The sequence below is a fragment of the Burkholderia arboris genome, assembly GCF_038723655.1.
Taxonomy (GTDB): domain Bacteria; phylum Pseudomonadota; class Gammaproteobacteria; order Burkholderiales; family Burkholderiaceae; genus Burkholderia; species Burkholderia arboris.
Window position 1 is genome coordinate 143820 of sequence record NZ_CP109821.1, and the last position, 12434, is coordinate 156253.

Below are 12434 nucleotides of genomic sequence, written 5' to 3' on the forward strand. Positions count from 1 at the left end.
AACTCTACACCGTCAAGCCACAAAGGAGGTTGTCATGACCGACGCCAAGCGTACCCACGACCCACGACACCGTCATGCCGGCGGCGCCGATGCGTGCTGCGCCGACCCGCGCGACACGCAGACGGCGACCGTTGCCGACGCGGCGCCGGCGGCCGGCGAGCGCGCGCACGGCGAGGCTGCATCGCGCGGCCGCGACCATGATCACGATCATTCGCACGACGACGGGCATCGGCACGGCGCGACGGGCGCGCACGATCATGCGGCGCACGACGAAGCGGGTCATGATCACGACCACGATCGTTCACCTGGCGATGCGCATGTACACGGCGCGGCGTGCTCGCACGGCCACGCCGCGCACGACCACGCCGGTCACGACCACGACCACGACCACGACCACGACCACGACCACGACCACGACCACGGCCACGGCCACGACCACGCGGCCGGCGACTGCTGCGCGCCCGCCGCGCTGACGCTCGCGCCGCTGCCGGTCGCGCAGGCGACCGCGTCGGGTCACGTGCGCTCGGCGTTCCGGATCATGCAGATGGACTGCCCGACCGAGGAAACGCTGATCCGCAAGAAGCTCGGCGGGATGAACGAAGTGTCGGCGCTCGAATTCAACCTGATGCAGCGGATGCTGACCGTCGAGCACGTGCCCGGCGCGCAGCCGGCGATCGAAAGCGCGATCCGCACGCTCGGGATGACGCCCGAGGCCGCGACGGCCGGCGCACCGGCGGCGCGTGTCGCGGACGCGCCCGCGAAGCCGTGGTGGCCGCTGGCGCTCGCCGGCGTCGCCGCGATCGCGTCCGAAGGGGCGACGTGGGCCGGGCTGCCGGTGTGGCTGTCGGCGGCGCTCGCGCTCGCCGCGGTGCTCGCATGCGGGCTCACCACGTACAAGAAGGGGTGGATCGCGATCCGCAACGGCAACCTGAACATCAACGCGCTGATGAGCATCGCGGTGACGGGCGCGATGGCGATCGGCCAGTGGCCGGAAGCCGCGATGGTGATGGTGCTGTTCACGATCGCCGAATTGATCGAAGCGAAGTCGCTCGACCGCGCGCGCAATGCGATCCAGGGCCTGATGCAGCTCGCGCCGGATACCGCGACCGTGCAGGACGCGGACGGCTCGTGGCGCACGATCGAGGCCGCGCAGGTCGCGCTCGGCGCGGTCGTCCGCGTGAAGCCGGGCGAACGGATCGGGCTGGACGGCGAAGTCGTCGCGGGCCGCTCGACGGTCAACCAGGCGCCGATCACCGGCGAGAGCCTGCCCGTCGAAAAGACGGCCGGCGACGCCGTGTATGCGGGCACGATCAACGAATCGGGCTCGTTCGAATATCGCGTGACGGCCGTCGCGGCGAACTCGACGCTCGCGCGGATCATCCACGCGGTCGAGGAAGCACAGGGTGCGAAGGCGCCGACGCAGCGCTTCGTCGACCAGTTCGCGCGCGTGTACACGCCGATCGTGTTCGCGGTCGCATTGCTGGTCGCGGTGGTGCCGCCGGTCGTGATGGGCGGCGCATGGCACGACTGGATCTATCGCGCGCTGGTGCTGCTCGTGATCGCATGCCCGTGTGCGCTGGTGATCTCGACGCCGGTGACGATCGTGTCGGGTCTCGCGGCCGCGGCGCGGCGCGGGATTCTGGTGAAGGGCGGCGTCTACCTGGAAGAAGGGCGCAAGCTTGCCTGGCTCGCACTCGACAAGACCGGCACGATCACGCACGGCAAGCCGGTGCAGACCGACTTCGACGTGCATGCGGACGGCGCCGATGCGGCACGCGTGCGGCATCTCGGCGCGAGCCTCGCGGCGCGCTCCGATCACCCGGTGTCGCAGGCGATTGCTGCCGCGTCCCGCGATGCCGGCACGACGGCATTCGCCGATGTGCAGGACTTCGAAGCGATCGTCGGGCGCGGCGTGCGCGGTACGATCGACGGCACGCGCTACTGGCTCGGCAACCACCGGCTCGTCGAGGAGCTCGAGCGCTGCTCGACGGCGCTCGAAGCGAAGCTCGACGCGCTGGAGCGGCAGGGCAAGAGCGTCGTGGTGCTGGTCGACGAAGCGCGCGTGCTGGGCATCTTCGCGGTGGCCGACACGATCAAGGACACGAGCCGTGAAGCGATCGCCGATCTGCACGCGCTCGGCATCCGCACCGCGATGCTGACGGGCGACAACCCGCATACCGCGCAGGCGATCGCGAAGCAGGCCGGCATCGACGACGCACGCGGAAACCAGTTGCCGGAAGACAAGCTCGCGGCGGTCGAGGAGCTGTCGGCCGGCGGCGCGGGCGCGGTCGGGATGGTCGGCGACGGGATCAACGATGCCCCGGCGCTTGCGCGTGCCGACATCGGTTTCGCGATGGGCGCGATGGGCACCGACACGGCGATCGAGACGGCCGACGTCGCGCTGATGGACGACGACCTGCGCAAGATTCCCGCGTTCGTGCGGCTGTCGCGTGCGACGCACCGCGTGCTGGTGCAGAACATCGGCTTCGCGCTCGGCGTGAAGGTCGTGTTCCTCGGTCTCACGGTCGCGGGGCTCGGCACGATGTGGATGGCAGTCTTCGCCGACGCGGGCGCGAGCCTGATCGTCGTGGCCAACGGCTTGCGGCTGCTGTCGTCCTCCGGGGCGTTCGGCGGTGCACAGGCCAAGCGTTGAGGAGCGGGCGATGAGCTTTCTGAAACGGATCCTGGGCGGCCACGGCGGTGGCCATGGCAGCGGGCACGGCAGCGGGCACGGCAACGGCGGGAGCGGTAGCCACGGCGGCGGGCATCACGGCGGGCAGCGCCGCGACGCGCACGGCGGCCACGACGCACGCGGCCGCGATCGCTACGGCTGGGGCTGGCAGGCGCCGGCCGACGCCAGTGCCGGGCACGGCGGCAACGTGCCGCTGAGCCAGCTTGCGTGCGCGGGCTGCGGCGCGCTCAACGCGGCCGATGCGCGCTTCTGCGCGCAGTGCGGCGCGGCGCAACGCAGCCGGGCCTGCAGCCGTTGCCACACGGCGCTGGCGGCCGACGCGCGCTTCTGTCCCGGGTGCGGGACGCAGGCGGCGTAACAGGCATGCCGCTCATTCGCGCCGGCCGGGCATGACCATCGGCCGGCGCGTGTCGTTTCACGGCCGGCGCACCGGCTCGTCGCTCAGCGCAGCGGCAGGTGAATCTCGGTGCGCAGGTCGGCCGGCGCCGTGTCCATCGGCGTATTGAGGTACAGCTCGAACGGCGGCGCGTCCGCCGCTTCGCGGCCCGAGTGGCGCAGCCAGTCGCCGTAGAGCCACTGGTAGGCCGTCTTCAGGTCCGCATACGGCCCCGTATGCAGCAGCACGGCGTACTCGCCGCCCGCCACCGACGCGCGCTCCACCGGCGGCACGGGTTCGACGTCCGGCGCGCCGTCGGCCGGCATGAAGCAGGCTTTCGCGCGCAACTGCGCTTCAGGCGTGGTGTCCGGATCGTCGTAAAAAATGCCGATCATCTTCGCGCCGGGGCCGATCAGCCCATGCTGCCCGACCCACGCGCCGATCCGCCCGAACGCATCGCCGACTTTCATGTACGCGCCGGTATGCGCGACCGCGTAGCCGCTCAGTTCCGGCAGGCGCCGGATCTCGACCTCATGCTTGAACATGTCTTCCTCTCCTCGCTGCAGTGGATAAACCGGCCGGTGCGTGCCCGTGCGCCGGTGCTGCGCGGGCGGCACGCCATAAGCATCGCGAAATGCCCGCGCGAACGCGTGCGTCGAACCGTAACCCGCACGCCGCGCGATCTCGTCGATCGGCCGCGCCGTGCACACAAGATCCTCGGACGCGCGCACGATCCGCATCCGCCGCACCGTCAACACGATCGACTCGCCGTACAGCGCGCGGTAGACGCGCTGCCAGTGATACGGCGACAGGCACGCGACTTCGGCGAGCCGGTTCAGGTCGAGCGGGCCGTCGAGATGCGCGCGGATGTATTCGTGAACGCGCGCCACGCTCGCCGCATAGCGGACCCACGCGGGTTTGTCGGGTTTCGTTTCGGCTGTCATCGACGTGTCCGGGCAAGAACCGACGCCACGGTAGCACGGCCCGAATGAACAAATCTTGCGGAAATACGTAGCCGCCATAAATCCGTCCCTTTTTTATATTGCCGAAATGGGGTCTTGTCCCTCTGCGATCAATGACTAAAGTTAAAGACGGTGAAATCGGGTGATCGCGTCATTTTTCTCGGGTAAGTTGCTCGGACGGGGCAGCACGCTTTTCGAAGTACGCAGGTAGTTCGTCGATGTTCAATCGCAACACCACGTTTTTCGGGAGAAGAAGACATGGATGCTTCCAGCTTCATCACGTCGCTGCAGACCACGCTAGGCGGATACTTGCCCAAGATCGCCGGCGCGATCGGCATCCTGGTGATCGGCTGGCTGATCGCCGTGGCGGTGCGGGCCGGTGCGCTGCGCCTGCTCAACGCGCTGAAGGTCGATCAGCGGATCACCGACAGTACCGGCCAGGGCGCCTGCGTCGAGCGCATCATCGCCGGCGGCCTGTTCTGGCTCGTGCTGCTCGTCACCGCGGTGGGCATCTTCAACGTGCTCAACCTGTATGCGGTCTCCAATCCGTTCTCGCTGCTCGTCACGCACATCGTCAACTACCTGCCGAACCTGATCGGCGGCGCGGCGCTGACGCTGATCGCGTGGCTGATCGCGTCGCTGCTGCGCAGCCTCGCGAACCGTGCGCTGAAGGCCAGCAAGATCGACGACAAGCTGTCCGAAGGCGCCGGCATGCAGCCGATGAGCGGCTATCTCGGCGACGTGCTGTTCTGGCTCGTGATCCTGATGTTCCTGCCGGCGATCCTCGCGTCGTTCGCGCTGTCGGGCCTGCTGTCGCCGGTGCAGGGGATGGTCGACAAGCTGCTCGCGATCGTGCCGAACCTGTTCGCGGCCGCGGTGATCGGCTTCGTCGGCTGGGTCGTCGCACGCGTGCTGCGCGGCCTCGTGACGAACCTGCTGATCGCCGCCGGCGCCGACCGCCTCACGCAGGGCATCGACAGCCCGACGCCCGTGCGCGTGTCGAGCCTGGTCGGCACGATCGTCTACGTGTTCGTGTTCGTGCCGACGCTGATCTCCGCGCTCGACGCGCTGAAGATCGACGCGATCTCGATTCCCGCGACCAACATGCTGAACCAGTTCCTCGGCGCGGTGCCGGACATCTTCGCGGCGATCGTGATCGTGCTCGTCACGTTCTATTTCGCGCGCTTCGTCGCGTCGCTCGCGCAGAAGCTGCTGGAAGCCGCCGGCGCCGACGGGCTGCCGGCCGTACTCGGCGTCGAGCGCGTGTTCTCGGGCATCCTGCAGCCGTCGGTGCTGGTCGCGCGGTTGATCGTGTTTTTCGCGATGCTGTTCGCGTCGGTCGAAGCCGCGAACCGGCTCGGCTTCTCGCAGGTGCGTGACGTCGTCACGCTGTTCATCGAGTTCGGCGGCCACGTGCTGATGGGCGGCGTGATCCTCGTGATCGGCGTGTGGCTCGCGGGCCTGGCGCGCCGCGTGATCGAGCAGGCCGATCGCGAGCACAGCGTGCTGTTCGCGCGGATCGCGCAATTCGCGATCCTCGGCCTCGTGTTCGCGATGGGGCTGCGCGCGATGGGCATCGCGAACGAGATCGTCCAGCTCGCGTTCGGCCTCGTGCTCGGCGCGATCGCGGTGGCCGTCGCACTGTCGTTCGGCCTCGGCGGCCGTGAAGCGGCCGGCAAGCTGCTCGACCGCTGGTTCAACCAGCGCGGCGGCAGCCAGTAAGTGCCGCCGATCCGGCCGTTTCGTGCGGCCGGATCGCCGTCGCAACGAACGCGGCCGGCGTTTTCGCAAGCGAAACGTCAGCCGCGATCTTTGCCGAATTTCGATAACACGTCGTTTAATGACTCTCTAGCATCGATTCTCAGTCGCGCTGGCCGGCAGGCCCGGCGCCTTTGAGGAGAGAGTCCGATGAAAGCAGAGTCGAATGGCCGGCCCGCCGCCGGCGCCAAGTCGTCCGGCCAGCCCGCGCTGCAGCAGACGCTCGGGACCTGGCAACTGTGGGGCATCGCGGTCGGCCTCGTGATTTCCGGCGAATACTTCGGCTGGAGCTACGGCTGGGCGAGTGCCGGTACGCTGGGCTTCGTCGTCACCGCGCTGTTCGTCGCGGCGATGTACACGACCTTCATCTTCAGTTTCACCGAGCTGACGACGTCGATCCCGCACGCGGGCGGCCCGTTCGCGTATGCGCGCCGAGCGTTCGGCCCGACCGGCGGCTATCTCGCCGGCGCCGCGACGCTCGTCGAGTTCGTGTTCGCCCCCCCCGCGATCGCGCTGGCGATCGGTGCGTACCTGCACGTGCAGTTCCCGGGCCTCGAGCCGAAGCATGCGGCGATGGGTGCGTATCTCGTGTTCATGGCGCTGAACATCGTCGGCGTGCAGATCGCGGCGACCTTCGAGCTCGTCGTCACGCTGTTCGCGATCTTCGAGCTGCTGGTGTTCATGGGCGTCGTGTCGCCGGGCTTCGCGTGGAGCAACTTCATGAAGGGTGGCTGGTCGGGCGCCGATCATTTCAGCGTGGGCGCGTTCCACGGGATGTTCGCGGCGATCCCGTTCGCGATCTGGTTCTTCCTCGCGATCGAAGGCGTCGCGATGGCCGCCGAGGAAGCGAAGAACCCGAAGCGCTCGATTCCGATCGCGTACGTGGCCGGGATCCTGACCCTCGTTGCGCTCGCGATCGGCGTGATGGTGTTCGCCGGCGGCGCTGGCGACTGGACCAAGCTCGCGAACATCAACGATCCGCTGCCGCAGGCAATGAAGTACATCGTCGGCGCGAACAGCGGCTGGATGCACATGCTCGTGTGGCTCGGGCTGTTCGGGCTCGTCGCGTCGTTCCACGGGATCATCCTCGGTTATTCGCGCCAGATCTTCGCGCTGGCCCGCGAAGGCTACCTGCCCGAATGGCTCGCGAAGGTGCATCCGCGTTTCAAGACGCCTTACCGCGCAATCATCGCGGGCGGCGTGGTCGGCATCGCGGCGATCTACAGCGACGAGCTGATCCAGTTCGGCGGGCAGACGCTGACCGCGAATATCGTGACGATGTCGGTATTCGGTGCGATCGTGATGTATATCGTGAGCATGGCGTCGCTGTTCAAGCTGCGCCGCTCGCAGCCGAACATGGCGCGGCCGTTCCGCGCGCCGCTGTACCCGGTTTTCCCGGCCTTCGCGATCCTGGCGGCGTTCATCTGTCTCGGTACGATGGTGTACTTCAACGGGCTGGTCGCGCTGGTGTTCGTCGGCTTCCTCGCGCTCGGCTACGCGTACTTCCTCGCGACGCGTTCGCAGCGCGCGAGTGCGCCCGGCGACGCGCTGCTGGAGGAGTGGGCGGGGTGAAGGTGAAGGTGAAAGTGGCAGGCCGTTTCTGACGGCATCCGGCGCGCCCCGTCGAACGGGCGCGCCGTCGGCTTTTGGTTTGGATGGGCAAGGAGGCTCGCACGATGTCCTATACGGAGACGATCGGTCCGCGCACGTACCGCTTCGCGGATCTGAAGACGCTGCTCGCGAAGGCGAGCCCGCTGCGTTCCGGCGACCAGCTCGCCGGTGTCGCGGCGGCGAGCGAGGAGGAGCGCGTGGCCGCGAAGATCGCGCTCGCGGGCGTGCCGCTGAAGGCGTTCCTGAACGAAGCGGTGATCCCGTACGAAGACGACGAGGTCACGCGCCTGATCATCGACGATCACGACGCGCAGGCGTTCGCGGAAATCTCGCACCTCACCGTCGGCGATTTCCGCAACTGGCTGCTGTCGCCCGCGGCCGACGGCGCGGCGCTCGAACGGATCGCGCCGGGCCTCACGCCCGAGATGGTCGCGGCCGTGTCGAAGCTGATGCGCAACCAGGACCTGATCGCGGCCGCCCGCAAGCGCCGTGTCGTCACGCGCTTTCGCAACACGGTCGGGCTCGCCGGCCGGATGTCGGTGCGGCTGCAGCCGAACCACCCGACCGACGACGTGAAGGGCATCGCCGCATCGATGCTCGACGGGCTGATGTACGGCTGCGGCGACGCGATGATCGGCATCAACCCGGCCACCGACAGCCTCGCGGCGATTGTGAAACTGCTCGCGATGATCGACGGGTTCCGCGAACGCTACGGCGTGCCGACGCAGTCGTGCGTGCTCACGCACGTGACCAACACGATCGCGGCGATCGAGAAGGGCGCGCCGGTCGACCTCGTGTTCCAGTCGATCGCGGGCACCGAGAAGGCGAACGCGAGCTTCGGGATCTCGCTCGCGCTGCTCGGCGAGGCGCACGAGGCGGCGTTGTCGCTGCGGCGCGGCACCGTCGGCAACAATCTCATGTACTTCGAGACGGGCCAGGGCAGCGCGCTGTCGGCGAACGCGCACTTCGGCGTCGACCAGCAGACCTGCGAAGTGCGCGCGTATGCGGTCGCGCGCAAGTTCGAGCCGTTCCTCGTGAACACGGTGGTCGGCTTCATCGGCCCCGAATATCTTTACGACGGCAAGCAGATCATCCGCGCGGGGCTCGAGGATCACTTCTGCGGGAAGCTGCTCGGCGTGCCGATGGGCTGCGACATCTGCTACACGAACCATGCGGAAGCCGACCAGGACGACATGGATACGCTGCTGACGCTGCTCGGTGCGGCCGGCATCAACTTCATCATGGGGATCCCGGGCGCGGACGACGTGATGCTGAACTACCAGAGCACGTCGTTCCACGACCAGCTCTACGTGCGCGAGGTGCTCGGGTTGCGCCGCGCACCGGAATTCGAGGAGTGGCTGGAGACGATGGAGATCGCCGACGCGCATGGCGCGCTGCGCGCGGCGACGTCGCGCGTGCCGCTGCTCGCAGGCGCGAACGACTGGATGGGGATTTCGGCATGAGCGACGCCGTCGAAAAGAACCCGTGGGCGCAGCTGAAGTCGTTCACGAATGCGCGGATCGCGCTCGGTCGCGCAGGCAACAGCCTGCCGACCGCGCCGCTGCTCGCGTTCAACCTGTCGCATGCGCAGGCGCGCGATGCGGTACACCAGCCGCTCGATAGCGACGCGCTGCGACGCGCGCTCGATGCGGCCGGTTTCGCGACGCTCGGCGTGCAGAGCGCGGCGCCCGACCGTCAGCATTACCTGCGCCGGCCCGATCTCGGCCGCAAGCTGTCCGACGAAGGGCGCGCGCTGCTGGCCGGCCACGGTGCGGCGCTCGACGATGCGCCCGACGTCGTGTTCGTGGTTGGCGACGGGCTGTCGGCGTTCGCGGCCGCGAAGCAGGCATTGCCGTTGCTGCAGGCCGTGCGGCCGCGGCTCGACGCGGACGGCTGGCGGATCGGCCCGGTGGTGGTCGCGACGCAGGCGCGCGTCGCGCTCGGCGACGAGATCGGCGAGCTGCTGCGCGCGAAGGTCGTCGCGATGCTGATCGGCGAACGGCCGGGGCTCAGCTCGCCGGACAGCCTTGGCGTGTACCTGACGTGGGCGCCGAAGGTCGGCTGTCACGACGCGCTGCGCAACTGCATCTCGAACGTGCGGCCCGAAGGGCTGCCGCACGCGGCCGCCGCGCACAAGCTGCATTACCTGATGACGCATGCGCGCAGGCTTCAGCTGACGGGCGTCGGGCTGAAGGACGACAGCGATGCGTTGCTGCCGCCGGCGGAAGCGGAGCGGATCGGGACGACGTGATTACCTGAACAGCCGTTCGCACAGGAAATCGACGAACACGCGCAGCTTCGGCGACAGCTGCCGGCTCGACGGCCACACGATCGAGAACTGCCCCGGCGCGATCCGGTAATCGTCGAGCACGGTGACGAGCGCGCCCTGTTCGAGCGCGTCGCGCGCGAGGAAGTCGGGCATGTAGCCGATGCCGAGCCCCGCGAGCACGGTGCCGCGCAGCGCCTCCATGTTGTTGCAGGTCATCGCGGTGCGCAGCTTCAGCGGCGTGCCGTCGTCGGCTGCGAGCGCCCAGTCCTGCAGCTTGCCGGTGGTCGGGAAGCAGTAGCGCACGCAGTCGTGCGCTTCGAGATCGTGCGGCGTGCGCGGCGTGCCGGCCTGCGCGAGATAGGCGGGCGTTGCACACAGCACGAACGCGAACGGGCCGAGCCGCCGCGACATCAGGCTCGAATCGGTCAGCGGCCCGCTGCGGATCACCGCGTCGAACCCGCCTTCGACGACGTCGACCATCCGGTCGTTGAAATCGAGATCGAGCTCGACGTCCGGATAGCGCTGCCGGAATTCGGGCAGTACCGGCAGCAGGAAGCGGTAGCCGATCACCGGCAGGCTCACGCGCAGCTTGCCGCGCGGGCGCTGCGCCGACGCCGTCACGGTCGCTTCCGCATCGCGGAAATCCTCGAGGATCCGCTGGCAGCGTTCGTAAAAGTGCCGGCCCTCTTCGGTGAGCGTGACGCGTCGCGTCGTGCGGTTGAACAGGCGCACGCCGAGCGACTGTTCGAGCTTCGCGATCGTCTTGCCGACCGCCGACGCCGAGATGCCGAGCGCGCGGCCGGCCGCGACGAAGCTCAGCGCGTCGGCGGTGCGGACGAAGGCGACGATGCCGGACAGGTTTTCCATCGAATCGAAGAACGTGCGCCGACGCACGCGATTGAGTCAATTGCGGAATTTTAGTCCGTTATATGCGGAACTTTGCGTGGTTTTTCGCGAATTGAATCGGATTTATCTTCTGTCGCTCTGACGGTGCATCCGCGCCGGCTTTTCGAGGAGCGATGATGGATCACCCCGTTTCAGCCGTTTCAGCCCGGTCGGCACGCCGGCGTGCATGGGTGCTGGCCGCCGTGTGCATGGCCGCCGTCGCACTGCCGCTGTCGTTTTCGGGCGGCGCGGTCGCGACGCCGGCGATCGGCCGCGACCTGCACGGCAGCCCGGTCGCGATGAACTGGATCACCAACGCGTTCATGCTCGCGTTCGGCAGTTTCCTGATGGCATCGGGCGCGCTCGCCGATCAGTTCGGCCGCAAGCGCCTGTTCGCGATCGGCGTCGGCGGTTTCACGCTGATGTCGGTCGCGCTTGCGTTCGCGCCGTCGATGCTCGCGGTCGACCTGCTGCGCGCCGCGCAAGGACTCGCGGCGGCCGCGGCGCTCGCCGGCGGCACGGCCGCGCTCGCGCAGGAGTTCGACGGCGCGGCGCGTACGCGTGCGTTCAGCCTGCTCGGCACGACCTTCGGCATCGGGCTCGCGTTCGGGCCCGTGCTCGCCGGCGGCCTGATCGGACACTACGGCTGGCGCGCGATCTTCGTGACGAGCGCGGTGGCCGGCGTGCTGTCGCTGGTGGTCGGGCTGCCGCGCATGCACGAGTCGCGCGACCCGCATGCGACGGGGCTCGACTGGCCCGGCACGGCCGCGTTCACCACCGCGCTGACGCTGTTCACGTTCGGCGTGATCGAGGCGCCCGCGCGCGGCTGGTCGAGTGCGCTCGTGATCGTGCTGCTGGCCGGCGCCGCGCTGGGCGCGGGCGCATTCGTGATGATCGAGACGCGCGTCGCGCGGCCGATGCTCGACCTGTCGCTGTTCCGCATCGCGCGCTTCGTCGGCGTGCAGGTGCTGCCGGTGTCGACCTGCTGCTGCTACATCGTGCTGCTCGTCGTGCTGCCGCTGCGCTTCATCGGCATCGACGGCTTCAGCGAGATCGACGCCGGCTGGCTGATGCTCGCGATTTCCGCGCCGATGCTGGTCGTGCCCTTCGTCGCGGCGACGCTCACGCGCGGGCTGTCGGCCGGCGTGATTTCCGCCGTCGGGCTCGTGATCGCGGCGGCGGGGCTCGTGTGGCTGAGCGTCGCATTGCGCGGCGGCGCGGGGCCCGCGGCGATCGCGCCGATGCTTGCGATCGGCGTCGGCGCCGGCATGCCGTGGGGGCTGATGGACGGGCTGTCGGTGAGCGTCGTGCCGAAGGAGCGCGCCGGGATGGCGACCGGCATCTTCAGCACGACGCGGGTGGCGGGTGAGGGCATCGCGCTCGCGATCGCCGGCGCGGTGCTCGCGACGCTCGCGCAGGCGGGGCTGCGCGCAGCGTCCGTGGCGGGCGCGACGCCAGAGGCTATCGTCCGTGCGTCCGCCCGGCTCGCGACCGGCGACCTTGGCGGCGCCGCCGCGGTGTGGCCGCAGGCCGGGCGCGCGGTGTTGCAGCAAAGCTACGCGCAGGCGTTCGACCATCTGCTGATCGGGCTGGCCGTCGTCACGTTGCTGTGCGCGGCAGTCGTGTTCGTGTTTCTCGGCGGGCGGCGTGGCGTGGAGTCCGGCGATGCATGCGCGCGGCGAGCCTGACTGACGGGCCGCTGCTCGCGAGCCGACGCGTCGTGCCGGCACCGGCGGCGCGGCGCGTCGCTCGACCGCTGCGCATCGTCGCATTCGCAACTTTCGCTTGATTTTCCTGCATCTGCTCCGAAACTCTAAGACGACCGCGCCACGTACACATCGATCTTTCGGTGAAGGGGATACGCAGCGTCTCGAAGCGCCG

The 12434-nt window shown here is 68.9% G+C and carries 9 protein-coding genes; 7 read left to right on the forward strand and 2 right to left on the reverse strand.

Features of this window, described 5'->3' with window-relative positions; genetic code table 11:
• Nucleotides 1-34 precede the first annotated feature (34 nt).
• Together OHZ10_RS00645 and OHZ10_RS00650 are read left to right on the forward strand one after the other, a co-directional pair.
• Nucleotides 35-2653: a heavy metal translocating P-type ATPase gene (locus tag OHZ10_RS00645; protein ID WP_342703346.1), complete on the forward strand. Its 2619-nt coding sequence runs from the start codon at nucleotides 35-37 to the stop codon at nucleotides 2651-2653.
• A 10-nt stretch (nucleotides 2654-2663) separates the two neighbouring features.
• Nucleotides 2664-3050: a zinc ribbon domain-containing protein gene (locus tag OHZ10_RS00650; RefSeq protein ID WP_342703347.1), complete on the forward strand. Its 387-nt coding sequence runs from the start codon at nucleotides 2664-2666 to the stop codon at nucleotides 3048-3050.
• Between the two features lie 83 nt (nucleotides 3051-3133).
• Here OHZ10_RS00650 and OHZ10_RS00655 read toward each other — a convergent pair whose 3' ends face one another.
• Nucleotides 3134-4012 carry an AraC family transcriptional regulator gene (locus OHZ10_RS00655; protein WP_059232779.1) on the reverse strand — a complete coding sequence of 293 codons (879 nt, stop codon included), beginning with the start codon at nucleotides 4010-4012 and terminating at the stop codon, nucleotides 3134-3136.
• Nucleotides 4013-4288: 276 nt separating this feature from the next.
• Between OHZ10_RS00655 and OHZ10_RS00660 the strand changes: the two genes are divergently transcribed.
• The 4 genes from OHZ10_RS00660 to eutC all read left to right on the forward strand — a co-directional run bounded on the left by OHZ10_RS00660 (nucleotide 4289) and on the right by eutC (nucleotide 9650).
• Nucleotides 4289-5752, forward strand: coding sequence for a mechanosensitive ion channel (locus OHZ10_RS00660; RefSeq protein WP_059232778.1), 1464 nt, complete (start codon nucleotides 4289-4291; stop codon nucleotides 5750-5752).
• A gap of 186 nt (nucleotides 5753-5938) precedes the next feature.
• The gene (eat, locus tag OHZ10_RS00665) at nucleotides 5939-7360 is read left to right on the forward strand and encodes an ethanolamine permease (RefSeq protein ID WP_342703349.1); all 1422 of its coding nucleotides are present in this window, start codon (nucleotides 5939-5941) and stop codon (nucleotides 7358-7360) included.
• 104 nt (nucleotides 7361-7464) lie between these two features.
• A complete protein-coding gene (locus OHZ10_RS00670; protein WP_059236533.1) occupies nucleotides 7465-8862 on the forward strand; it encodes an ethanolamine ammonia-lyase subunit EutB in 1398 nt (465 codons plus the stop codon).
• Nucleotides 8859-9650: an ethanolamine ammonia-lyase subunit EutC gene (eutC, locus tag OHZ10_RS00675; RefSeq protein ID WP_059232776.1), complete on the forward strand. Its 792-nt coding sequence runs from the start codon at nucleotides 8859-8861 to the stop codon at nucleotides 9648-9650. The genes OHZ10_RS00670 and eutC overlap by 4 nt, the downstream gene beginning before the upstream one ends.
• On the opposite strand, the gene OHZ10_RS00680 is transcribed toward eutC, so the two are convergent.
• Nucleotides 9651-10535: a LysR family transcriptional regulator gene (locus OHZ10_RS00680; protein WP_059236531.1), complete on the reverse strand. Its 885-nt coding sequence runs from the start codon at nucleotides 10533-10535 to the stop codon at nucleotides 9651-9653.
• Between the two features lie 155 nt (nucleotides 10536-10690).
• On the opposite strand from OHZ10_RS00680, the gene OHZ10_RS00685 reads away from it, so the two are divergent.
• Nucleotides 10691-12241 carry an MFS transporter gene (locus OHZ10_RS00685; protein ID WP_059232775.1) on the forward strand — a complete coding sequence of 517 codons (1551 nt, stop codon included), beginning with the start codon at nucleotides 10691-10693 and terminating at the stop codon, nucleotides 12239-12241.
• Nucleotides 12242-12434 lie beyond the last annotated feature (193 nt).